This window comes from uncultured Desulfosarcina sp., assembly GCF_963664155.2.
Lineage (GTDB): Bacteria > Desulfobacterota > Desulfobacteria > Desulfobacterales > Desulfosarcinaceae > Desulfosarcina.
In genome coordinates this window covers 152434-176875 of record NZ_CAXXXH010000002.1, presented here as the reverse complement: position 1 = coordinate 176875, position 24442 = coordinate 152434, and the positions used below count along the sequence as shown (strand labels likewise).

The 24442-nt window shown below is 52.5% G+C and carries 21 protein-coding genes, 1 tRNA gene and 1 pseudogene; 16 read left to right on the top strand and 7 right to left on the bottom strand.

Features of this window, described 5'->3' with window-relative positions; translation table 11 throughout:
- Positions 1-63 precede the first annotated feature (63 nt).
- The 3 genes from ACHZBS_RS25015 to ACHZBS_RS25005 all read right to left on the bottom strand — a co-directional run bounded on the left by ACHZBS_RS25015 (position 64) and on the right by ACHZBS_RS25005 (position 2634).
- Positions 64-366, bottom strand: a complete 303-nt coding sequence (locus tag ACHZBS_RS25015; protein WP_319409267.1) for a hypothetical protein — start codon at positions 364-366, stop codon at positions 64-66.
- Between the two features lie 170 nt (positions 367-536).
- Positions 537-2423 (bottom strand): lytic transglycosylase domain-containing protein, encoded by a 1887-nt coding sequence (locus ACHZBS_RS25010; RefSeq protein WP_319409266.1) that lies wholly within the window; start codon positions 2421-2423, stop codon positions 537-539.
- A 1-nt stretch (position 2424) separates the two neighbouring features.
- Positions 2425-2634 (bottom strand): hypothetical protein, encoded by a 210-nt coding sequence (locus tag ACHZBS_RS25005; protein ID WP_319409265.1) that lies wholly within the window; start codon positions 2632-2634, stop codon positions 2425-2427.
- 315 nt (positions 2635-2949) lie between these two features.
- On the opposite strand from ACHZBS_RS25005, the gene ACHZBS_RS25000 reads away from it, so the two are divergent.
- The gene (locus ACHZBS_RS25000; RefSeq protein WP_319409264.1) at positions 2950-3888 is read left to right on the top strand and encodes a hydroxymethylglutaryl-CoA lyase; all 939 of its coding nucleotides are present in this window, start codon (positions 2950-2952) and stop codon (positions 3886-3888) included.
- Positions 3889-4432: 544 nt separating this feature from the next.
- On the opposite strand, the gene ACHZBS_RS24995 is transcribed toward ACHZBS_RS25000, so the two are convergent.
- On the bottom strand, positions 4433-4798 hold the full coding sequence (locus ACHZBS_RS24995) for a TetR/AcrR family transcriptional regulator (RefSeq protein WP_319409263.1): 366 nt from the start codon (positions 4796-4798) through the stop codon (positions 4433-4435).
- 327 nt (positions 4799-5125) lie between these two features.
- Between ACHZBS_RS24995 and ACHZBS_RS24990 the strand changes: the two genes are divergently transcribed.
- Complete coding sequence (locus tag ACHZBS_RS24990) at positions 5126-5995, top strand: EamA family transporter (RefSeq protein ID WP_319409262.1); 870 nt, start codon at positions 5126-5128, stop codon at positions 5993-5995.
- A gap of 468 nt (positions 5996-6463) precedes the next feature.
- Here the strand turns inward: ACHZBS_RS24990 and ACHZBS_RS24985 are convergent, their stop codons facing one another.
- On the bottom strand, positions 6464-6598 hold the full coding sequence (locus ACHZBS_RS24985; protein ID WP_319409261.1) for a hypothetical protein: 135 nt from the start codon (positions 6596-6598) through the stop codon (positions 6464-6466).
- A 495-nt stretch (positions 6599-7093) separates the two neighbouring features.
- On the opposite strand from ACHZBS_RS24985, the gene ACHZBS_RS24980 reads away from it, so the two are divergent.
- The 10 genes from ACHZBS_RS24980 to ACHZBS_RS24935 all read left to right on the top strand — a co-directional run bounded on the left by ACHZBS_RS24980 (position 7094) and on the right by ACHZBS_RS24935 (position 19178).
- Positions 7094-7366, top strand: a complete 273-nt coding sequence (locus tag ACHZBS_RS24980; RefSeq protein WP_319409260.1) for a hypothetical protein — start codon at positions 7094-7096, stop codon at positions 7364-7366.
- A 450-nt stretch (positions 7367-7816) separates the two neighbouring features.
- Complete coding sequence (locus tag ACHZBS_RS24975; protein WP_319409259.1) at positions 7817-8092, top strand: HU family DNA-binding protein; 276 nt, start codon at positions 7817-7819, stop codon at positions 8090-8092.
- Between the two features lie 1146 nt (positions 8093-9238).
- Positions 9239-10609, top strand: coding sequence for a sigma-54 dependent transcriptional regulator (locus ACHZBS_RS24970; RefSeq protein WP_319409258.1), 1371 nt, complete (start codon positions 9239-9241; stop codon positions 10607-10609).
- 28 nt (positions 10610-10637) lie between these two features.
- Positions 10638-11939, top strand: a complete 1302-nt coding sequence (locus ACHZBS_RS24965; RefSeq protein WP_319409257.1) for an ATP-binding protein — start codon at positions 10638-10640, stop codon at positions 11937-11939.
- Between the two features lie 366 nt (positions 11940-12305).
- The gene (locus ACHZBS_RS24960) at positions 12306-13574 is read left to right on the top strand and encodes an HlyD family efflux transporter periplasmic adaptor subunit (protein WP_319409256.1); all 1269 of its coding nucleotides are present in this window, start codon (positions 12306-12308) and stop codon (positions 13572-13574) included.
- Between the two features lie 40 nt (positions 13575-13614).
- The gene (locus ACHZBS_RS24955; RefSeq protein ID WP_319409255.1) at positions 13615-14304 is read left to right on the top strand and encodes an ABC transporter ATP-binding protein; all 690 of its coding nucleotides are present in this window, start codon (positions 13615-13617) and stop codon (positions 14302-14304) included.
- The gene (locus tag ACHZBS_RS24950) at positions 14297-16720 is read left to right on the top strand and encodes an ABC transporter permease (RefSeq protein ID WP_319409254.1); all 2424 of its coding nucleotides are present in this window, start codon (positions 14297-14299) and stop codon (positions 16718-16720) included. Before ACHZBS_RS24955 ends, ACHZBS_RS24950 begins: the two co-directional genes overlap by 8 nt.
- Positions 16713-18086, top strand: coding sequence for a TolC family protein (locus tag ACHZBS_RS24945; RefSeq protein WP_319409253.1), 1374 nt, complete (start codon positions 16713-16715; stop codon positions 18084-18086). The genes ACHZBS_RS24950 and ACHZBS_RS24945 overlap by 8 nt, the downstream gene beginning before the upstream one ends.
- Positions 18083-18571: a cache domain-containing protein gene (locus ACHZBS_RS24940; RefSeq protein WP_319409252.1), complete on the top strand. Its 489-nt coding sequence runs from the start codon at positions 18083-18085 to the stop codon at positions 18569-18571. The genes ACHZBS_RS24945 and ACHZBS_RS24940 overlap by 4 nt, the downstream gene beginning before the upstream one ends.
- 370 nt (positions 18572-18941) lie before the next feature.
- Positions 18942-19178: a transposase gene (locus ACHZBS_RS24935; protein WP_319409251.1), complete on the top strand. Its 237-nt coding sequence runs from the start codon at positions 18942-18944 to the stop codon at positions 19176-19178.
- A gap of 19 nt (positions 19179-19197) precedes the next feature.
- Here ACHZBS_RS24935 and ACHZBS_RS24930 read toward each other — a convergent pair.
- Positions 19198-19680: pseudogene (locus ACHZBS_RS24930) on the bottom strand (tyrosine-type recombinase/integrase); the annotation flags it as partial.
- A gap of 548 nt (positions 19681-20228) precedes the next feature.
- Positions 20229-20315 (bottom strand) — tRNA-Leu (locus tag ACHZBS_RS24925).
- Between the two features lie 104 nt (positions 20316-20419).
- Between ACHZBS_RS24925 and ACHZBS_RS24920 the strand changes: the two genes are divergently transcribed.
- The 4 genes from ACHZBS_RS24920 to rsmB all read left to right on the top strand — a co-directional run bounded on the left by ACHZBS_RS24920 (position 20420) and on the right by rsmB (position 24433).
- Positions 20420-21367, top strand: coding sequence for a bifunctional riboflavin kinase/FAD synthetase (locus ACHZBS_RS24920; RefSeq protein ID WP_319409250.1), 948 nt, complete (start codon positions 20420-20422; stop codon positions 21365-21367).
- Positions 21368-21566: 199 nt separating this feature from the next.
- The gene (gene def, locus ACHZBS_RS24915; RefSeq protein WP_319409249.1) at positions 21567-22076 is read left to right on the top strand and encodes a peptide deformylase; all 510 of its coding nucleotides are present in this window, start codon (positions 21567-21569) and stop codon (positions 22074-22076) included.
- Positions 22073-23014, top strand: coding sequence for a methionyl-tRNA formyltransferase (gene fmt, locus ACHZBS_RS24910; protein WP_319409248.1), 942 nt, complete (start codon positions 22073-22075; stop codon positions 23012-23014). Before def ends, fmt begins: the two co-directional genes overlap by 4 nt.
- 6 nt (positions 23015-23020) lie before the next feature.
- Entirely contained in the window at positions 23021-24433 is a 1413-nt protein-coding gene (gene rsmB / locus ACHZBS_RS24905; RefSeq protein WP_319409247.1) for a 16S rRNA (cytosine(967)-C(5))-methyltransferase RsmB, read from the top strand.
- Positions 24434-24442 lie beyond the last annotated feature (9 nt).

Sequence of the window (24442 nt, the reverse complement as noted above, 5' to 3'; positions counted from 1 at the left end):
AGTTGATTGGACAGATCGGCGCCGAACCGCGGGCACCCACATTAGTTGAAACCACGGGGCTTTTCAATTCGTTTTTTGGGAATCGTCCCACCCGAAGGTGGAGCATCGAACACCCTGATCGGCCGGCAATTGATTTTCAAGCGCTTCCGCATCATTTACCAGACAATCGGGCAAATGCGGGGCGGGCAGATGTCCCGGAGAAGCACGGCACGGATCGGCCATCTTCTTTGTTTCCAATGACCACACGGGCGATATCGTCATCGACGATTCCACAATAACGAACAATATCGGTGGTTCCTGGTACCCGGTGGTCGACGGTATATCCATGCACAGCGACACGCCCATCACGGTGACCGACTCGATCATCGAAAACAATTCGTAGGCATCCGTCGGTTCGGCGTATTCTCATCCATGGCCGACCACAGCCTGCAAACCAGCCACTCCGCGTGTCTTTTGGCCTGGACCGGCAGCCGGTTTCTTTCAATGACAATCAATCATCCGATTTGGCGACCCCAAGTCACCAAGCCACCCACCGCCTATTCCTCGCCGAACAGGCAGATCTTAACCTTGTCCCAGTCATGGGCCTCGACCCACTGGTACTTTTTCCAGAAAAGATCGTCGCTGGTGTAGTCATTTCCCTGGCCGTGCCGCGCCAGGAACTTTCTCAGCTCGCCCGGGCCGCCGTTGTACATGGCGTAGAGGACCCGCGAAACCAATTCGGGATCGGGATGGCCGTCCCGCAGGAACATGGCCTGCTTTTTGAGGATATACCGGGTGTGATAAAGGTTCATGATGTCGCACCCGGCCGCGACGTTGTAGTGGATGTTCCAGCGAAGGGCATCTATCTTGTAGAGTCCGCGCCAGACCCGCTCGTTGATCTGCATGAGGCCTACCGAAGTGCCGTTGTAGGAGCGAAGATAGGTGAGCTGCCCATTTGGCGCATGGAACTGGCGCCAGCAGCTCTCCTGCCATGCCGTGGCCATAACGGCCGTGCGGAAGAACCTCTGATGTTCCTCGGCATCGGATCGCTGCAACGCCTTTTGGGCGGCGTCGGCCAGTATTTTCTGAACGGCCGGGATGTAGGCGTCGACGTTCTCCCGGGAAACGAGCCACGTTTCGAGGGATGCTTCGGATGGTTCGCCGGAGGCCCAGCAGACGGGGACAATATCTGACAACAGGCGCTTAAGCAGACGCTCGAACTGCGCAACGATCAGGCCGTCCACCGATGGTGCCTCCTCCGCGGGTTCGGCCTGGATCTCCGGCGCATTCCCGAGGTCAAAGGTCTTTCTCAGGTCCGCATCGACTTCGGCGCCGTAGGCCCACGTGAAGGTTCGCTCGTCGGCCATGAGCCCGGCCAGCCGGATCAGTCCGTTGCGACTGATCTCCAGTCCCAGGGAGGAGCCGATGGCCTGCAGACTTTTCAGGGCGTCCGTGGCCGTGAAGAACGACAGATAGCCGAGGAGCTTGCCGGTGGTGGTTTCACGTTCCCGCTGGCTCCGGAAGACGGGTGCAACGGCGGTCCAGGTGGCGATGAACTGATCCTGGACGAATTGATCGGTAAGGGTATCGGGATCAAGTTCCCTGACGAAGCCGTAGCGCGCCTCCAGGAGGGCGGTGAAGAGGATGGCTCTGTCTTCGGCAGAGAGCGGCGCGCTTCGCAGGGAGGTCAGCAGATAGACCAGGAAGATATCCCAATCCTCCCACTGGCGGGTCAGGCGGTTCAGCGCCGCTTGGTCCAGCACCTCGGGGACGGCGGCCTTGCTCGGCGGGATCTCTTCCAGCTCGGCCAGGAGGGGAATCCGGATGGCGTCATGGTCCACCCGGATCCTGCCCGGATGCAGGCCGTCGACGAAGCGTTTGACCGTTTCCGATGTGTGCGTCGGTAACACGTCGGACAGCAGGGCCTTCAATTCCTGGACCGGGGGCCCCAGATCTACCGTGATCGCGCTCAGGTAGTCGAAGACCTTCCCCCGGATCATTTTCCAGATCAGCCCGACGATCCATGCCGGCTTGTGCTGGCTGTCATAGACCTGGGAATCGACCACGGAGAAGCCCAGGCGCCAGAGGGCCGGATCGATCCGTGGATTCAGCACAAGGCTGACATAGCCGTCCCATTGGATTCTGAAGCGGCATTTTTTGCCCAAACGCGCGCCCAGCCGGATGTCGACCTTGGTCTCCAGGCGGACAAAGTCGCCCTCCGGGAAAAATTGCGGCTCCGATACCACCACCCTGCGGCATCCCTCGGCCCGATCGACGAGCAGCGCCGTATTCTGGGGGTCGGTAAAAGCCGTGGAGATCACGAGGGAGCGGAGGAAAGGGTAATCGATGGTAATCGGCATCTCAATCGGTCGGCCGTAGCCTGAACCGGGAAAAAGGGCCGGAAGGAGAATACCCAGGATCCAGATGCAGATATATTTAACCAAGTCAGTCATCTCCTGAACGAAATCGATTCAACGTCCAACCATTTCTCATTTCAGCGGCAACTTCGACAACACCGGCATTGTATTCAATCATCAACTCGGCTGACTGCCGGCCATAGATGAGGATGATTTTGGAATCAAGCTTTTTTACATAATTTTCTGCATCGGCACTGAAGGAGGAGGTAGACGGCCCCGAACCTGCTGCAACTTTCATTTTGCGACACGAAGTTTTTTTGTGTATTTTGTGTATTTTGTGTATTCTGTGGTTTCATTTTTTCAACATCTGCGGTTTTTTTGAATGGTTATCTTGACCGGGTCCTTGATAACAGTTCATCCGGTTTGGTCCGACCCCCAGATCGTAAAGCAGACTTGCCCCCTAAACATGAAGTAGACATTCATCTTAATATGACCTACCTTGGAAATGGTCGAGTATTCCGCAGATAATCAACGCAGGGTCCCGGATTGGTCGTGGTGCTTCAGCAAACGACCAGGAAATAGCCGCCTCAACGCAAAAAAGGAGGGTCCGCCCGTGAAAATCGTAGAAGTCGGCCCCCGCGACGGACTGCAGAACGAAACCGCCCAGATCCCCACGGGAGTGAAGATCGCCTATATCGATGCCCTCTCCGAGACCGGGGTGGGTGAAATCGAGGCAAGCGCCTTCGTCTCACCCCGCTGGGTTCCCCAACTGGGCGATGCGGCAGCGGTCTTCGACGGCATCACCCGCAGGAAAGGAGTCGTCTATTCGGCCTTGGTCCCAAACGAACAGGGCCTTGCGCGGGCCATCAAAGCCCGGGTCGATAAAGTGTCCCTCTTCACGGCGGCAAGCGAGACCTTCAACCGAAAAAACATCAACACCTCCCTTGCCGGCTCGCTGAGACGTTTTGCACCGGTGGTGGCCGGCGCCCATCGTGAGCGGATGCCGGTGCGGGGCTACGTTTCCACCGCCTTCTGGTGCGCCTTCGAAGGGCGCATCGCCCCCGAAACCGTCATCAATGTCGTCGACGAACTCATGGACATGGGCGTCAGTGAAGTATCAATTTCCGATACCGTCGGCAAGGCCACCCCGGATGAAGTCAGGCGGCTTCTCGATCTTCTGCTCCCCCGCCTGCCGGTTGAACACATTGCCATGCATTTCCACGATACCTACGGCCGGGGCGTTGCCAATGTGCTGGCGGCCTGGTCCTATGGCATCGGCATCTTCGATGCCAGCGCCGGCGGATTGGGTGGCTGCCCCTATGCACCCGGGGCTTCGGGCAATGTGGCCACCGAGGACGTGGTGACCGCCCTGGAGGAAAAAGGCGCGGATGTGGGTGTCGATCTCGAAAAGCTGTTCCGGGCGGCAGGGTTGCTGACGCCCTACCTTATCGACACCCGGCGTTCCATGCCCGATGCGGACGCTCACCCCTGCGCCGCCTGTCAGTTCTCCACCGGCGAAGTCTGCTGTGAACGCTACCAGCGGCAGGCTTGATACGCTATTAACGAATCCATCCCGTCCGGCAGTGTTTTCACGTTGAAACGCATAAAATCATCCCCGTACCCGAGTCCTCCCATGATTATAGGCGTCCGGGTATTCGATTCTTAATGGACAGGACATAAAGGAGAAGTTAACATGATGTCAAGCAAGAGTCATAAGCAGACTTGACCCCTTAACCTTCGACAACACCGACATTGTATTCGATCATCAACTCGGCTAAATAGGATCGGAATCGGCCGCCACGCACAAGCATCGTTTGAAAAGTGGAGATCAGGAAAAAGAGGCAAGTCGATGGCACAACCTGGCGCCGAACCGCGGGAAGTGACAATAATTGAAACCACGGGAGTATTCAATTCGTTTTTTGGTAGCGGAGAATCATATCGATAACAAATCCCTTTCCACCTGATTGCTATTTTTGGACCTCGGAAATGAACCCTTTAGTATTGGGTACCTTGCCGACAACCTCGAACCTGTCGCAGCTTTATTTTTGCGACACGAAGTCTTTCTGTGTATTTTGTGTGTTCCGTGGTTTCATTTTTCAAGGGACTGATTCCGCTGAAGAAAAAACTAAGCACATGACTTTGCTTTCTTGCGGGCATCCCTTTACCATATCCTTTTCAACCACGGAACACGCGGAGGACACGGAAGAAGAGATTGAAAAATTTTCTGTGTATTCAGTGTATTCCGTGGTTCCATGGCTTAACACCAATGCGCGTTTAAGATACCTGTCCGCCGCATCCTCGAGAATGGTGGAATACACCGTTTGCTTGTTCTTGGAATGATAAAAAACGGCGGGGGCGGTTACACCGTCATCTCTGGCGAAATGGAGGGCCGTGGTCGCCTCATGGCTTTGCCCAGCAAACGGGCGGATACCCGTCGCAAGAATTAAAACTTTATTGTTCACCCTTAACCCCGGGCTATGTGATCCAGGCAGTTTCCGTCGGAATGATCATTGGTGAAAATCAACTTAGTGGACGCACTAAAAGGTTTCAACAGGGGATTGCGGATCAAACCACGTCAATCCATCCAACTCAGACCCTTTATCTTTTTAACCACGGAACACAAGGAGCACACGGAAAAAGAAAACGCATAAAACCTGATGGTTCGGCAAAAAAGGACATTTCGACGTTTACGAACTCATCATCGATTGCAATACGAATGTCGATGCATTAAACACCGGATGGTGCGAATCGGATATTCTTCAGCGAATGTATCCATGGACTCAAATTGAATGGATGGGATCGTCTTGAATGGAGTCACGTCAATAGCTCTGGCCATAGCCTTTTCCAGCGGAGTGGCGATTACCATGAAGGTCGCCAATGCAAAAAACCTCAGGCTGGGGCAGTTTCTTGCCGTCAACTACCTGGTATGCAGCCTGGGCCTTCTGGGCTGGGGCGCCTGGCGAACCCTCGGCTTTAATTCGCCCTTTATCTGGTCACTGGGCATCTTCGTTGGAATCATGTATGTGCTCTGCCTCTGGTTGTTCAATCGAGCCATCGCATCCGGGGGATTGGCACTGTCCACCACGCTGATGCGCCTGTCCGCGGCAATCCCCACCTTGGGATCCTTGATTCTGTTTACCGAACAGACCAATTCTTACCAGGTCCTCGGAATCGTCCTTGCCTTCATTTGTCTGCCACTGGCGAGCAAACAACCCTTGCGTTTCGACCAGGCCGGCAGGGAAGCCTTGAAAGGGATGACCTGGGGGCTGCTGCTTTTTGCAGCTTACGGGATGACCGATTTTGCGTTCAAGGTGCAGGCCGAACTGGAACCGTCGGCGGATCCCAACGCCTTCATGGCCACCATTTTCGGCACGGCCCTGCTGTTCACGTTTCCCCAGCTCTTCAAGGGGGTTAAACCGAACCGGGATTGTCTTTTCTGGGGCCTGGTTCTGGGCTTGGCAAACGTCCTGGCCACCTATTTCTGGATCATAACCCTGGCCCATATGCCGGGCGCCGTGGCATTTCCGACGCTGGGCCTGGGGGTGATCGCGGTTACCACGTTGGCCAGCCTGCTGATCTGGCGCGAGAGACTGCGCCCGGCGAATTTTACGTTTCTGGTCTTGGCGGGTGTGGCCGTTTTTCTGATCAACTTGGGGTAACTGATAGCAGCGGAAAGCGGATCGAACCACGTCAATCCATCTAAATCCGACCCTTAATCTTTTCCTTTTTAACCACGGAATACACGGAGCACACGGAAGAAAAGATCAAAATAATTGTCTGTGTATTCAGTGTATTCCGTGGTTGAAAATTCTTTTTTGAATTCACGGTAAACTTGGGAAAACCATTACCGCGGGTTGAATAGCTTTTGTTCTGTGTATTCTGTGTATTCTGTGTGTTCCGTGGTTTCCTTGCTTAAACGAAAAAGGCAGAGCCCCGTTAGAGGCTCTGCCTGTTATCCTGCAAGTCGTTCAAATCAAGTTGCCATTAATTTTGAAGCTCTGCCGTCGATCATGCCCTTATATTTTACAGGAAGCTTGTGATGACAATCCGGCTATACATCTGTTGATGAAGTAGCCGAGAATGAAAAGCGTCAACATTATTCCTATCATGGGGCACCTTCCTTTCAGTTAGCCTGCAACATCGATTCCCGGATCACATCCCAGGTTCTTGTCTTTATTTTCGCACTCGAAGTTAGCTTCACGGGTATCAACGTGTCCTTCGTTTCTGTCGTCGCTGTAGTCCTGCACTTTATTTTCGGCCATGATATCACCTCTTAAGTTGGTTGTTTGTTTGGTTGGTTGGTTCCGTCTTGCCTGGGAATAAAATATGCCATCCAGGGAATTTTGCAATGTGAGCGGGTTGAGCGGTTGATGGCAGGTCAAAACTACCATTGAAGAAATGAATCAAAAATATTCTATGTATTCAGTGTGTTCTGTGGTTTCTTGCCTTTTGTTCAATCCGTTGAATTTCAGTTCAAGCGAACCCAGTATTGAACAGTTGCAGCGGCGAATTGAGTCACAAAGAGAACGATGACGGTCAGGAGCAAAATTTTTGATATTCTCATTGAAGTTCCAAGTTTCTGCTATGGTAACGATGTAACACCAAATCGTGTTCCAATACCATATACCGCAGACCAGTATTCCTCCCGTAGCCGCTTTAACCGCCGAGAGCCTGTAAGGATTGCCGAAAAACGGGAATAGGTCTGAGCTAGATAGCGGATGTTTTCTGGTACCTGCGGAGATGTAACACCGCTGTCGATGCCCTTCAAAACCTCCGGAAGATTGATTGCCGGCGTCGACATCGAAGAGCGGCGTGGGGTCAAGGAAAACGATTCACGGATAGACCATTTGTTCAAGAAGGCTCCGTCGAAAGCCCAAAGATCGCTGTATGCGCCTGTGGTCAGCCACATCAGGCTGCTTGACCATCACCACTTGGACCAGGATACTTTGGGCAGTTTAAGTGCCGTGGGAATCGACCCGGGAAACGTTAAGAAAAACATCGAGGCCTGGGAAGGCCTAAAGGCGTTCTGATCATACCGAACCTTTGAAAACCTTGATAGAGGGCATTCAAAACGCCGCCCGCATCCAGGATATGGATTTGAAGCCTGGGGTTAGCCCGGAATCAAAGCATCGAGGACGGGCTTCTCAGGCGGCTTTTCGTCTATGATGCGGATTGCTCTTACCGCAAAACCGCTTGGGCCTCCCACTGCAGGCTTATGCAACGGAAGCTTTACCGTCCACAATCACCGTCCGGCTCAAATTGTTGGAAATTCATTCAATAATTGAGTCTGGACGGTTGGACGATGGTTTGCATCACACCTTCATTACCAGTTCCGACGTAGGACCCGGTCACAATCTTTGATTCCTACAAAGCACAGATAACTTGTTTTTATTATTGACAGATTTGCTGGCTAACGGTTATCGTACTCGAAATGTCCCACCCTATCAATCCCACGGAAAAATACCAGGAGCGTTGCACCCATGAACAAGCTTGAGCTGATCCAGGCATTGAAGGACGCCGCAGACCTCACCAAACCCGAAGCTGCCGCTGTTGTTGACATTTTCTTCAATGGAATGGCCGATGCCCTGGCCGAAGGTAATCGGGTGGAAATCCGCGGGTTATGCTCTTTTTTCGTCAAGGAATACGATGGATACACCGGGCGCAATCCCAAGACCGGCGAGAAGGTGAAAATCAAACCGAAGAAACTGCCGTTCTTCAAGCCGGGCAAGGAACTCAAGGATCGGGTGGATCGCTGAATGGCAACGGCGTTTTTTCATACAAGGGGCTGGCGATAACTCAATACATCACCAGGTCGGGCCAAACTCTTAAATCAACGCAGTCCCTGCAGCTAAGCACCCTTTAACCAACCTGATTTTGCTTGATTTTGGCCGAAAAATGTGTTGGTTGAACAAATGGATCCTTAATTGAGTATATTCCAAAAACCAAAAGTGGAAAATTTTACGGCTCATTTTCCACTTTTTCCACTTAATACGCCAATACGTGGAAATTTTCTATTCTATAAGCGTCATACGTTGAATATTTTCCACTCATTAACACTTTTATATTACAATAAAAACGATAACCACATTTCTCAAGATATAATCGATTTCATAGACCATTGTGATAGATATGCGAATGATAGAAGACGCTGGAAAAAGCTCTTGGATGAACTTAATAATGCTGATCATGAAGGAATAGAAATAGATTTTAAAAGATGTTAAAAAACTCTTGCAGCTATCAACAAGGATGGAGTTAGTAAAAAAGCAGAGACTGGCGATTGTGCTGTACTATGGATCACAGAATGTTCGGAAAATAGGGGAAGGCTGCCTTGCTCAAACGAGAAGCCAAGTTCAACAAAAGTTCAAACTTTGTAGGATAATTGCTATTGTCGCGATTTCGTGGATGGACACTATCTAATCGCCGAAAGGTGTATGATAAAGCCCGAGATCGAAATCCAGAGCGGTGGTCAAATGAAATACGCAATTGGAACCCCGTGTGTGAGGTTTGGTTGAATCCCGAAAAAAGGGATGAAACCGCAAAAGTGCAACTGTTAGAAAAGGCCGCTTGAGTTATGACTCAGGTGACAACTACCTTGACGCGCTCCGTTTTTGACTGTATTTTAGCCGATATTGAGCAGCCTGGCTATTTGGCAGATGATTTTCCTTTCTACCAGAAAGGTAATCACCCGTTTCTCCCTTGCCGAAAACATCTGAGGTCTATAACGTAAGGCCAAGAAATCGAACTCCTCGAAATACTTAGAATTCATCAGGACGCAGGCGTCCGTCCAATCCGATAAACGGTATGCCTGGATTGAATGCAAATTATCCCCCATTCGGAGGATGTGGTTTGAGAACCGATGGACTATTTATGGCTAAATCCACTTTAGTAGAAGGACGACCGCCATGAGTACCTCGGCCAGCAGCATATTGTTGATCGATGACGATCCCGATGTACTCCTTTCAGCCCGGTTGCTTCTCAAAAGTCACTTCGACCGCATTCACACCCTGGAAGATCCTGCCAAGCTGCTGGATATGCTACAACAGGAAACCTTCGACGTGTTGCTCCTCGACATGAATTTCACTCGGAATGCCACTTGCGGCAAAGAGGGCTTCGACTGGCTGACCAAAATTTTGGATGTTGATCCAGATATGGCCGTAATCCTGATAACCGCCTATGGGGACGTAGAAATGGCGGTGCGCGCAATAAAGCAGGGCGCCACCGATTTCATCCTAAAGCCATGGGAAAACGAACGACTGGTGACCACCGTAACCACGGCCATAAAGCTGCGACGGTCGAAAGATGAAATTTCCAGACTGCGAGAACGTCAGCGCCAGATGAGTGGTGACATAGATTCGCGATTTCACCACATGATCGGCAGATCGAAGGCCATGCAACGCGTCTTTGACACCATCTCCAAGGTTGCCGCTACAGACGCCAACGTACTCATTTTAGGCGCGAACGGAACAGGAAAGGAATTAGTGGCCAGAGCCTTGCATCGAGGATCTTTGCGCGCAGCAGATGTATTTATCAGCGTGGATATGGGCGCCATCCCCGACAACCTTTTCGAAAACGAACTGTTCGGTCACGCCAAGGGCGCCTACACCGGAGCTGGTGATCGTAAATTAGGGCGAATGGAGCTGGCCTCGGGAGGAACTCTTTTCATGGATGAGGTCGGAAACCTGCCACTACCCTTGCAAGGCAAACTCTTGCGGGTATTGGAAGAGCGACACCTAACGCCCCTGGGGGACAACAAACCGAGATCCATAGACATCCGTTTGTTGTGCGCCACCAACACGGCCACCCATGACCTTGTGGCAACTGGTAAGTTTCGTCCTGATTTTCTCTATCGCATCAATACGGTGGAGATCCAACTGCCCCCCTTGACCCAAAGGGGTGAAGACATCATCATGCTTGCTGACTTTTTCATGCGCAATTATGCACGCAGATATCAAAAGCCGGAACTTAGCCTGACCAAGGCTGCGCAGACCGAGCTCCTGTCATATCGTTGGCCCGGAAATGTTCGAGAGTTACGCCACACGATGGAACGAGCGGTGATCCTGAGCGAAGGCGACGTCATCGATGTTGCCGATTTAAGGCTCCCCGAAACGTTCGACTGCCAACCCACGTTAGCCCCTGACAATCTAGCCCATTCGGAAAAGCAGACTATCAAGCGTGTGTTGGCTCAATCTGATGGTAACATTTCACAAGCAGCCAAAGTGTTGGGCCTGACCCGTGCGGCCCTCTATCGGAGGCTTCAACGGCATGATTTATAGGAATTTTCGACTCCAGGTCATCTGCCGTGTGCTATTGCTCTCTTTTAACATTTACGCATTTTTTTATTTTTACTTTCAATCGCGTTTCTATGTGACCACACTGCTAATCGGTCTTTGCCCTATCTGGCAAATCTGGGCTCTCTTTTGGTATGTTCAGCGCACCAATCTACAGTTATATCGGTTTTTCGACACCCTGATAGCCGGCGATTTTTCCGAACGCTTACCGGAACTGCATCACGATAGTGGCTTTCGTGAATTGAGTCGCTCCTTGAACCGCATCATCGTGACCCTATCGGACAAGCGTGCTGAAACGGAGCAGAAACGACGTTTTTTTCAAAGCGTCCTCCAACAAGTGGGTGTCGGTTTGGTCTCCCTAAGGCCTGATGGCTCAGTCGCGTTTATCAATCGAAGTGCCCGCCGAATGCTCAGGCTGCACAACCTTACCCATGTCCGACAATTGCATTCAATAGACCCAGGCTTGTCCATCGTTTTGATGGCTATCAAATCAGGACAGCGGAGATGGATCCAGGTGCACAAAGGCCCGCAGCGTGTTCAACTGGCCCTTTTTGCCCAGAAGATCCAACTGCCCCAACGGGAAGGATACAAGCTCCTGACGCTTCAGAACCTGCAGCCCGAGCTTGAGGAAAAGGAAAGCGAGGCGTGGAAAGACCTGATCCGGGTTCTCAGCCATGAAATCATGAACTCCATGACCCCTATCTCCTCTCTATCCACCACAGCCCTGCAGTTGATACCGAAAGAAACCGAAGCGCTTTCAAAAAAATTCGTGGACTTGCATGAGGCTATAAGTACTATCAGCCGGCGCAGCCAAGGATTGATGCAATTCGTGCAAAACTATCGACGCTTTGCCTGCATTCCTGATCCCAGTCGAGAGCCGTTTGCAGTCGAATGCCTCTTCGGACGCCTGCACACCTTGATGCACAGCCATCTCATTGATCGATCCATTGCCTTTGAAAGCCAGGTCACTCCGACTGATCTGCATGTAGTTATCGACCCAGCCTTGATCGAACAGGTTCTGATCAATGTTCTGACCAATGCCATGGATGCGGTAGCTGATTCTCCAACTCCGCGAATTCGCCTCACGGCAGCGATGGATCACCAGGCGCAGGTATCTATCCAGATCACGGACAATGGGAGGGGAATGGATGAAGCAATGATAGACAAGGTGTTTATCCCGTTTTTTACTACCAAAACCCACGGCTCCGGTGTGGGCCTGAGTATTTCACGTCAAATCATGCGGCTGCATGCTGGCACCTTGCGCATCATATCCTCAGTAGGTCAGGGCACGACCGTGACGCTCCATTTTACCTAATAGTAAAGAAAAAAATGCCCGATTAATGGGATCATTTTTTTCAGCTGCACCAAGGGCTGATCGAAATTCATGTCCGCGTAGCGGAGGGTTTTGTCGAGTTGGCTTACGGCGCCTGAGTATCTCTCTGCACAGGTCCTCGCTGCAGGTAATCGTTCTTTTACTGCCAGGGCTTCTGCTGCTACGAAAATTGCCCTCCCGGTCATGCTAAGCATAGCAGACAAGTTATTCGGCCACGACCGTCCGGAAACGAACAATAAAATGTCCAGTTTCGGACATTTTTACAATCAAATGAGATCCCAAATGCATAAAAAGCCCATACGCCCACCAGATCTTTAAATTGGCGCCTTTTTTGCTTTTCAGACAGGCATGGATCGCGCGATCAAAAAACGACGTTTTCATCTCAAATGGGTATTGGGCCTGCTGGTGTTACTCTCCTCCGGAGTCTTTTTTATCTACCAAATGGTTTACGTGGATCAAAAACCCACCGTCTATGCCAAACGCGACGAACTGCAACTGGCCAAAGTAAGCCAGGAACTGTTCCAGGAATTCGTCAATGTGACCGGCATTATGGCTCCGGCAGACTCTCTCTATCTGGATACCAAAGAAGGTGGGCAGGTGAAGAAGATCTACGTTGAGGCCGGCGATAATGTGAAAATCGGAGATCCAATCCTCATCCTTGAAAACACCGATCTGGAGATGGACGAGTTGCTCAAGAAGGCGCGCATCATCGAAAAGGAGTTCGAATTGCAACGCGCGAATGTCAATTGCAGCAAGCTGGAGCACGGACTCAAGGAGGATCTGCTTGAACTGGAGTTTCGCATATCCCGACTCGAAAAGGACCATCGTCGCAACCACGATCTGGCCCAATCCAAATACATTTCTACCGAAGCTTTCGAGGAAATCGAGGACAACTTTCGCTACTGGAAGCAAAAGCGAGAGATGCAGATTCAGGCCATGGTCATCGAAGCCCGTCTGAACGATAAGACCGTCAAACAAATTGAGGCCGGCCTTAACCTGCTTAAGACCGATCATCAGGAGACTCTAAAACGCCAAAAAGACCTTTTGCTTATTGCCCCGGTAACGGGCCTGCTCACGACCCTGGACGCCTCTGTAGGCGAAACCAAGAACAAGGGCGCACGCATCGGCCAGATCGACCTTACCGACCAAATCAAAGTTATTGCTCAAGTGGACGAGTACTACTCTGGCCGCGTGCTTATTGGCAACACCGGCACTCTTGAGGTGTTCGATACCGAATCGAACCGTGAAACGGCTTACGAACTGAGAGTTTCCACTATTTCTCCAGAGGTTCATAACAATGAATTCGAAGTGGAATTCTCTTTTGTCGCGGAACATCCCGCCATGGTGCGCCTTGGCCAAAGTTTCACTGTTCGCCTGGCCCTGGGACGAGAGTACGAAGCCTTGGTGCTCAGAAAGGGACCGTTCGTTCAGACGACCGGCGGCTCCTGGGTCTACGTGGTCGACGCCGATGCAAAAAAAGGCATCCGGCGATCTATAAAAATCGGCAAGCACAATCCTGACTATTTCGAAGTGCTCGGCGGCCTGACCGCTGGCGAGCAGGTTATCGTCTCGGCATATGACCATTATGAAGGCGTCAATGCAATTGAACTCAACTGAGGTCAGGTACGGGAAGTTATCAACCATCGAGGAGCCACCAATGATCACAACCGAGGATCTGGAAAAGGTATTTTTCACGGAGGAAGTCGAAACCCACGCCATCAACAAAATCTCTCTCGAAATCCAAAAGGGCGAATATGTCGCCCTGATGGGGCCGTCTGGTTGCGGCAAGACCACTCTTCTAAACGTGCTGGGCCTTCTGGATAAACCCAGCGCCGGCACCTACCGCTTCATGGACCAGGATGTCTCAAAGTATTCCGAAAGCCAACGTGCCCGAATGCGCAAGGGTAACATTGGCTTTGTGTTTCAGAGCTTCAATCTGATCGATGAACTCAAGGTTTTCGAAAACGTTGCCCTGCCCTTGCTCTACATGCGGGTGTCGGCCAAGGAGATCCAGGATCGAGTGATGGCCATCCTGGAAAGGATGAACATCGCCCATCGACGTAATCATTTCCCTCAGCAGCTTTCCGGAGGGCAGCAGCAGCGTGTGGCTATTGCGCGCGCCGTGGTAACGGAACCCAAGCTGATCCTGGCCGACGAACCCACTGGCAACCTGGACAGCGCAAATGGTGATGAGGTGATGGGGCTACTGGATGGGCTTCACCGGGAAGGGACCACTATTGTGATGGTGACCCATTCCCTTGCCTGCGCTGAGGTTGCAGATCGCATCGTGAATCTGCTGGACGGACAAATTGTTGGCCACCAGCCTCGCGAGGAAAGCCATGTTTAAAAACTACATCGTTATCGCCCTGCGCATTCTACTGCGCTGGAAAATCGCATCGCTGATCAGCATTATTGGGTTGGCACTGGGAATGGCCTGCGCACTGCTGATCTTTCTATTTGTGCAGTTCGAACTCACCATTGATCGCTTTCACGGCAACTACGATCGAATATACCGCGTGTTGGGACACGGCACGCGCCTGACCCATGACGGTGAAGAGGTCGACCGGGCCATAACTGTTTTCGAATTGGCGCCAAAGCTTAAAAGTGAGTTTTCCAAGATCCGGCAAGTGGTGCGGCTATCCCCTCAACACGCCACTTTGAAATATGAAGGCCGCCTGCTCGAAACCGATCGCTTCTATTTTTCCGATCCCGAGTTTTTCGACATGTTCGATTTTGCGTTGATCCGCGGGAACAGTTCTACCGCTCTGACGAACCCCAATTCCCTGGTGCTGACCACTGAAATGACCGAAGCCCTGTTCGGGGCAACCGATCCCATGGGGCGTGTGGTGCAACTGAAACTGCCTTTCGGAGACTTGATGCCGCTCACGGTGACAGGCGTCTTAGCTCCAATTCCTGACAACTCCTCGATTCGTATCGGCTGTCTGGCACATAAGCCCTTTGAGAGCATCAAGGCGTTGCTGCCCAATTTCATGCCACTCTACGCGTTCACTTTCGTCACGCTCTACAATACCGCAGATGCTTCCGATGTGTCTGAGCACCTTAAATTGCTTAAGGTGCGCGACTTTTATGCTGACGCCATTTTCTCCAAGTGGCACTTTGCCCTGGAGGCCTTCAAGGACGTCTATTTCAGTCAGGCCCTTTACGATATCAGTAGCGGCGGCGGTGAGGCCCTCATCAGAAATGGCAATCGAATGTTGATATGGCTATTGGCAACCATCGGATTATTAATGGTTGGAATCAGCTGCATCAATATCATGAACCTCTCCACTGCCCGTTCAGCCAACCGCGCCAAAGAGATCGGTGTTCGCAAGGTGATCGGGGCCATGCGAACACAAATGGTAACTCAGTTCTTGATTGAAGCAGTGGTTCTGAGCCTGATCGCACTGTTGCTGGCGGTTGCCCTGACCGAAGTCTTTTTGCCCTATTTTAATACAATCGTGCACCGCGAACTGACCATCGCCTATTCCAGGAATTGGGGCTACCTGTCGGCGATGGTCCTGCTGGCGGTCCTGGTTGGAATCGTATCAGGAATCTATCCAGCCTTCTTTTTATCTTCCTTTAGCCCCACGACCACGCTGAAAGGCCAAAACATGCCCTCGGCCGTGGGTCTGCGCAAGGGACTAATGGTGGTGCAGTTTGTTGTAGCCATCATGATACTGATTTTCTCTTTCCTGGTCACCCGCGAGGTTCGCTTCCTGCGTGACAAATCTTTGGGTTTTCAAAGCGAGCACGTGCTGGTGACAGTTATCAATGATGTTGAGCTTGAAAAGAAGTACGCCGGAATAAAAGAATCACTCCTGGAACTGCCCGGGGTTGCCTATGTCAGCGCATCAGCCCACGCCAGTTGGGAGCGAGGCATCATCGGCTGGTCGACTTTCACCTGCATTGGCACGGATGTCACTCTGCAGCAGAGCCTGATGCTGGTTGACCCTGACTTTCTGCGAGTTCACCAAATCCCCATTATCGAAGGCGAAGATTTCCCAGCCAATGCCGACAAGGCTGAAAGCATGTGCGTCATTAATCGCACGGCGAAAAAAGAAATGGGATTGGATACGATCGTGGGGAAAAAACTTCACCATGGTGGATTTTATTCCCGCCAGGTTGTGGGCGTCGCAGAAGATTTCCACTTCAACTTTCCAACGGAAAAAATTCGCCCATTAGTGATGGTGCCGGTGCCTGAATATTGGGGCTTTCGGCGCCGCTTCGTTTCTATCAAGCTTAAACCCGGGGACATCGACGGAACGGTCGCCCTCATTGAGAAAAAGGTCAAAAAAGTATTTCCAAACATGGTGTTCGACTACTTCTGGTTGAATCGCGATATCGAACGGATCTTTGCCCAAAAAAATGATCCTTGGGAAATTTCTCTTAAGTTTTTCACCGGATTTTCGATTTTCATCGCCTGCCTGGGGTTGTTCGGGTTCGCCGAATATGAAACAGCTCGCCTCACCAAGGAAATCGGTATCCGTAAGGCCGTTGGTGCCACCCGTTCCCAGATCGCCTGGCATGTTATCAAATCCTTCTTGAAACTGGCCATTGTGGCCAACATCCTGGCCTGGCCGCTAGTTTTTCTTGCGGTGCGTTATATCCTGCGAGCCGTCGATTACCCTTACCCCTTTCAAATGGGGGTGTGGATATTCTTTGGAACCGGCATGGTCACGCTGCTTCTGACTGTTCTTACAATCAGTCTGCAAACCTTCCGAGCGGCATCTGTCGATCCGGTGGAAGCCCTGCGAGATGAATAGCGACATCACCTCTTTGCGGTTCGGTTTCCTCATCTACTCGATGCTATGCATTTTAACCTTTTTGGAACAAGCGTTCGGGGACAATGACACGCCTCTGACGCTTGCGCAACTAGTTCAAATGGCGATCGAAGTCAGTCCAGATCTGAAAATTAAGCAGGCTCAGACAAATCAGAGTCATGCCGAACAAGCCGCTGCGAGATCTCGATTTATGCCGACTTTCGAAACCTCGTACACCTTCAACCGGGAAAGCCATCCATCCTATATCGGGAAAACACTGACTGACCCAGACCGTGATTATACATGGGCGATCACTCTGAATCAGCCCTTATACAGACCCCAGTTGACGCAAAATTTGACCCTTGCCGACTTGAGTCTCGAACAGGCAAAACTGGCGTATGACCTGCAAACCCGCACAGTAACCTTCAACATGCTTACAGCCTATTACAATTTACTTAAAAACCGAAAACAGTTCGAGGTCGCTCAAAAACAGGTGGATCAAATCACCGCCCATGAGGAAAAGGCCCGTGCCTTCTACGCGGCAGGCAAGATTCCACTAAACGAACTACTTCAAGCTGGAGTTCGCCTGGCCAATGCCCGCCAAACAGCCACCGTTGCTGAGAATCACATGGCTTTGGCCGAAGTCAGCGTCAACTTACTGTTACGACGCCCCCTGGAATTGCATGTTGAAGTGATTGAGGAGATGTCCCTAACCCCGTGGGTGTCTTGTCTGAATGACTGCTTATCCATTGCCGCTCCACAGCGCCTCGAATTAAAAATGGCAGAGGTTGAATTAGGCATGGCCGAAACACGTTTAGGGTTAGCCCGTTATGCCTATCACCCAACCGTTAGCCTCAATGGTTTTTATTACAAGAAAGGAACTCAGGCAGATCTGTTCGATAAGCAGGGGATAACCTATCCCGAAGGATGGGAAATAAATGCCTCATTGGAATGGACTATTTGGTCCGGGAACCGTCGCTCTCACCACATTACCGCTAGTCAGGCGGGCGTTTCTCAGAGCCGAACCAAGCGCGATGCACTGATGGATTCCATCAGCTACGAAGTTAGGCAATCATATCTGAATCTTATGGAAGCCAACCGTAATTTAGCTGTCATGGCAGAAGCCTTAGGCCAGGCGGAGGAAAATTTGCGTCTGAATCAAGGGCGTTTCGACCATGATTTGGCAACCACCACAGACGTTCTGGATGCCCAGGCGCTGCTGACCATCACTCACGGTCGTCATGTAAACGCTCTTTACGATCATCAAATCGCTATCGCCACCTTGAAACAGGCCATGGGGCTCGACATACTCGATACCCTAACCGGCCAAACCCCTTCTTCAACCCCACCACAAGGAGATGGAAAATGAGACAAAAGCGGATTTGGATTGGAATAGCATTGCTGTGTACGATGATTCAGTGCCCTGCGGTCTGGTCTCAAGAAGAGGCGGCCACCAAGGAAGAATGTATCGCCAAAGTGACCCAGGCGGTGAACCAAATCAAGGCCGAAGGTTTCGAGGCAGTAAAACCCGTTATCGAGAAAATCGGCGGCCCCTATACATGGAAAGACGGATATGTATTCGTCATGGACACCAAGGAAGGCATTATGCTGGCACATCCCTTCCTGCCATCGCAGATGGTGGGCCGGCCGCTGTTAAATGTTACCGACAACAACGGCACGCAGTACGTAAAAGAGATGCTGGATCTGGCGAACAAGGAGGGACAGGGTTGGGTCAAGTATTTAAACTGGCGGCGCGGTTATCAGGAACCACAAATGAAGGAGACCTATGTCTTCAAAGTACCGACCGCAGATGTGATCGTGGCTTCGGGTTACTTTCCTCAAAAAGATCAGTAACCGGCGCATATCACGCCCTCCCCCCGACGGGTGTAACCGCAGACCCGGCCCATCGAGACTTCGGTTACGCCCAACACAACATCATGGTTGATCCTCCAAAATGATAACATCGATCGTAAAGATCCATAATTAATGGAGTTGGCATGAAGCGTAAATCTAATCAAAAAGAATTCTGGGGGACGCCCTTAAAATATAAAATTCACATCATAAAGTTGAAATTTTAAGGGCGTTATATGTTGAAATAGTTTAAGAAACTATTCCCTCAGCTAACATATAAAAAGTTTTTTATCGCCTTGAAAAGAGACAACCTCCTGTTAGTATGAAGACTGATGTTTCTCCCCAGAAACGCTTCACACCAAAGGAGTTTGTCATGGATACCGATCACGGTAGCAGGCTGCGTTGGTTTCGTCAATTCAAACAAGAAGTCAAGGCCGGTGATCCGATCCTGGTGGTCGGCATCGACATCGCCAAAAGCAAGCACCACGCGTTTTTCGGCACGCCGGATGGCAAAACGATCCGCCGGCGTCTGATCTTTGAAAACTCAAGAGAAGGCTTTGAGACGCTGCTGTTTGCAGCCAACCAGATGATTTGCGACAACGATCACTGAGCGTTCCAAGATATCTTTGCGTCGTTGACAGGTTCGCATGCCGGAGAATAATCTTACTGAAAATTTCGATGGGTACATTGGATCGGGATGCAAAGGTTGTTGAATGCCGGCGCAAATCATGTGGACGAAGTTCTATGCCTGCCAGCTTTCCCACTTTTAGTACGATCATCCGGGCTGCCTCGTAGGAAATGGGAAATATGCGGTCGGGTGTTTTGCATACTTGGTGGGCATAATCACGGAGTCTTTCCGCCACCTTCTGAGGGATGAAAACGATTTCTTGCTCCTGGCCACTTTTGAGCGCTTCAAGGATCAGTTTCTGATCCTGAAGGTCTTTCAGCTTAAGTTTCAACACCTTTCCGACACGCATTCGACCGTGGGCCATCAGTTCGAGCAATAATCGGTTGCGATTCTTGGTCGTTCGGAATATGATTTCGTCAATGGTCCCTTTTTCGATGATCTCCCACCGCGATGTTACTTTTTGGCGGTAGAGTTTCCGGATCATAGGCGTATCGCATGGATTCACTGATCCGAGATTGATGTTGTTCCGTACGAAGTTGAAAAAACAGGATAATTGGGAGAGGCGAACCCGCTTGGTATAGGGTTTGTTGCCATCGGTAAGGCGGTTCAAGAACGTCAGGATTTCATTCGGGGTCACATCACCGATCTCCCTATCACCGAATTCCTGGCAAAAGGGTTCAATCACGGCTTGATAGGATCTAAGCGTATTTTTTTTTAGAATGGGTCTTGTGATAATCGATCCATATTATTGCTGCTTTGGAAAGTTTCATGGCTGAGGCTTCCTTGGGTTAGAGGGTAACGATACCTACGCCAGCCTTCTGTTGAGCAAAGGAGCGAGCCCGGTCTATGTGAAGGAACAGCTGGGGCACTCCAGCATAAAAATTACCGTGGACATCTATGGCCACCTCATCCCCGGAAGCAACCGAGGGGCCGTAAATCAGCTCGATTCTCCGCAACAATCCGCAACCTATACGCAACCTGCCAAAACAGAAAGGCCGCAACCTTTTGAGATTGCAGCCTTTAATGCTTGTTTGGTGCCGAAGGGGAGAATCGAACTCCCACTGGGGAACCCCAACTAGACCCTGAACCTAGCGCGTCTACCAATTCCGCCACTTCGGCACGTTTCAGCCTGATTTCAAAAAGGTTGATTTCAAACTGAAGATGCACTAACTATATTTTTTTGTTTTTCGTGTCAAGCCCATTTTACGGTAAATTAGAAGATCATGAAGATTATACAAGACATCGTAACCATAAAAGAACCCTTCAAATCCGCCGTGATTACCATCGGTAATTTCGACGGCGTGCACATCGGCCACCAGGCCCTTTTTCACGAGGTGGTCGAATTGGCCGAGGCCATGGACGGCACGGCCGTCGCCATGACCTTCGATCCTCATCCCATCCGGGTGATCACCCGCAACGGGCACCCGCCCCTGATCACCCTGTACGAGCAGAAACAGGAATTGATCGAAAAGGCCGGCATCGACGTGCTGATCTGCGTCCCCTTCACCATGGACTTTGCCGCCTTGTCGGCCCGAACCTTTGTCGAGGACATCCTGGTGAGGCGCATCGGCATGAAAGCCATCGTCGTCGGCCAGGATTATACCTTCGGCAACAATCGCGAAGGCAATGTGGACCTGTTGAGGCAATACGCCGAAGAACTGGGCTTCAAGGTAATTGTGGCGGACTGGATCCAGTCGTCCACCGTCGACAACGACCGCATCAGCAGCACGGCCATCCGCGAACTGGTCATGGACGGCCAGATCGAAAAAGCCGGCAAGATGCTGGGCCGCGACTACCAGATCCGCGGCACCGTGGCCCACGGCCGCGACCGGGGCGGCAGACTGCTGGGCATCCCGACGGCCAACATCAACCTGCAGGACGAACTGTGCCCCAAGGTCGGCGTCTACGCCGTGATCGTCCACTATGACGGCCAGCGCTATCCGGGCGTAGCCAACATCGGTTACAGTCCCACCTTCGACGACCATGTATTTACCGTGGAAGCCCACATTCTCGACTTTAAAAAGGATATTTACGGCCAGAAGATCATGGTCAACTTCGTTAAGCGGCTAAGGGACGAAAAAAAGTTTTCCGGCATCCCCGAACTGATCGAACAAATCGATCTGGATATCGCCGACGCCCGGCGGATTCTGGCCCCCCATTTTGAAAAGTAGACGATAACTCTGGATCCCCGCAGCTGCAGGGATGACAACACATGGGGCATTTCAACTTTTTACGGTGTTATCAACGCTGGATGGTTGACGTTCATTAGCACTTTTTTGCCTTTTACCCGGCACGATAGTTTGAAAATACATAAATTAGCCTTAATTTATTGAGTTGGCCGAAAACAATGATCAAAAGAGGTTGAACCCAGTGACGGTGTTAGACATACTCACATATCCGGACAAGTTCCTGAAAAAACAGACCCAGCCGGTCGAAAATATCGACGGGGCCCTGCAGACCGTTTTCGACAGTATGGCCACAACCATGTACACAGCCCCCGGCCTGGGCCTGGCCGCCCCTCAGGTGGGCATCGGCCAGAGCTTTATCATTTACGACATCGCGCCGAAGGAAGACGGGCACGATCTGCATGTGCTGGTCAACCCGAAGATCGTCACCAGTGAAGGTGAAATCATTTCCGAAAACGAGGGATGCCTGAGCGTGCCCGACTTCCGGGCGGACGTCAAACGGGCCGAGCGGGTCCTCGTGGAAGGGGTCGACCGGGACGGCAACCCCCTGCGCTTTGAGGCGGAAGGCCTTCTGGCCATCGTCATCCAGCACGAACTGGATCACCTCAACGGCACCCTTTTTATCGATCGCATCAGCGCGCTGAAACGGCAGATGTACAAGCGCCGGGTGAAAAAGGAGATGAAGCAGCAGTGAATCGCCCGCTGAAAATAGTCTTTATGGGCACACCGGATTTTGCCGTGCCGTCGCTTCAGGCCATGCATGACAGCGGCCATGAGGTGCTGGCGGTGGTCACTCAGCCCGACCGGCCCAAAGGCCGGGGCCGCAAGCTGACCCCGCCCCCCGTCAAAAGCACTGCCATGCGATATGGGCACCCGGTTCTCCAGCCTGAAACGGTAAGTACCGATGCCTTTCACCGGCATATGGCCGAACTGGAACCGGACCTGTATGTCGTGGTGGCTTTCGGCCAGATTCTGCCCCAATCTTTGCTGGACATTCCCGGCATCGGGTCCATCAACGTCCACGCCTCGCTGCTGCCCCGCCACCGTGGTGCCGCACCTATCCAGTGGGCCATCATCAACGGGGACCGCGAAACCGGTGTCACCACCATGATGATGGACAAGGGCATGGATACCGGCGATCTGCTGCTGGTGGAAAAGACGGCCATTGGGCCCGACGAAACCGCCGCCGAGCTTCACGACCGCCTCAGTGTCATGGGCGCCCGCACGCTGATCCGGACCTTGGACAGGCTGCAGGACGGCGGTCTGGAGCGCGTGCCCCAGGACCCCGACAAGGCGACCTATGCGCCCATGCTGAAAAAGACGGATGGGGAGATCGACTGGTCCCTGCCCGCCGAACGGATCGAATGCCTGATCCGCGGAGTAACCCCGTGGCCCGGGGCGTACACCTTCAGCGACGACATGCGCCTGAAAATCTTCAAAGCCAGCGTTCTGAAACGGGAGATCAGCGTCCCGCCGGGTACCATTCTCGAGTGCATTCCCGGCGAGCTCCGCGTGGCCACCGGCAAATGGGCCATTGCCATCCAGGAGATCCAGGGGGAATCGGGCAGGCGCCTGGCCATCGACGACTTTCTGTGCGGCTGTCGCCTGCCGGACGGCACGTGTCTGGGATAATTGACCGTGGCCACATCATCCGCTCGAAACCCAAGCCGCGACCGATCGGGACAGAACCGACCCATCACCGACCCCCGAGCCGCTGCCCTGATCGTGCTGGATCGCCTGGACAGGGGCAAGGCGACCCTGGACGCCGTTCTCGATGACACCGCGCCCATAATAATGGGGCTCTCCCGCCGGGACCGGGCCCTGTTCAACCAACTGGTATACGGCGTGCTGCGCCGGCGGCTCCGGTTGGATGCCGTTGTCGGGGCCTACGCCGACCGGCCCCTCAAAAAGATATCCCCGCCCATCCTGAACATCCTGAGAATCGCCCTGTTTCAGATTCTGTTCATGGACCGGATCCCGCCGTCGGCGGCGGTGAACACGGCGGTCAATCTGGTGAGAGCCCAAAAAGCGCCGAAAGCGGCCGGGTTCGTCAATGCCCTGCTGAGAAACGCACTGCGGGATCCCCACCGGTTCCGCCTTCCCGACGCCCTGGCTTCGCCGGTGGATCACATTTCCGTCTCCCACGCCTTTCCCCATTGGCTGGCCTCGCGCTGGATCGACCGGATGGGCGTTGCCGAAACCCAGCGGCTGTGTGCGGCCATGAACACCATCCCGCCCATCACCCTGCGCTGCAATGGATTGAAAAACAGCCTGGCGGAACTGGTGGAGGCATTGACGGACCAGGCGGAAGAGATCCAGACCCTGGACAACCTCCCCGGCGGGGTCAACCTGATCCGCCCTCGGTTGCCGATCCCGGAGATGAAGGCATTTGTCGACGGCCGCTTTTCCGTCCAGGACGGCGCCGCCCAGCTGGTTTCCCTGCTGCTGGCACCCCGGCCCGGAGAAACCGTGCTGGACGCCTGTGCCGGCCTGGGCGGGAAGACGACCCATCTGGCCCAGCTCATGAACGACCGGGGCATTATCGTGGCCATGGACAACGTGCCGGCCAAACTGATCCGTCTGGAAAACGAGGCGCACCGACTGGGGGTGTCCATCATTCGCACCCGACGGGCGGACCTGGACCGTCCGCTCCCATCCGAAGCCCTGCCCCGGTTCGACCGGATTCTTCTGGATGCGCCTTGCTCGGGTCTAGGGGTGCTGCGCCGCAACCCCGACGCCAAATGGTCCTCCCAAAAAGCGGATATCGCCCGATCGGCCGGGCGGCAGGCACGCTTCCTCGACCACCTCGCTCCGCTGCTCAAAAAGAACGGGATGCTCGTTTTTTCCGTGTGCAGCATGGAACCGGAAGAAAATGAAGGAGTGATCAAGACTTTTTTGAAAAACCATGTAAACTTTGCTATAACCGATGCGCAATCGGTAGAAGAGAAAACCGTGCTCACTTTTATGGATGAAAACGGCTTTCTCAGAACCGCTCCCCACATCCATCACATGGACGGCTTTTTCGCAGCGCGGCTTCAACGCACGCGCTGACAGGATAAA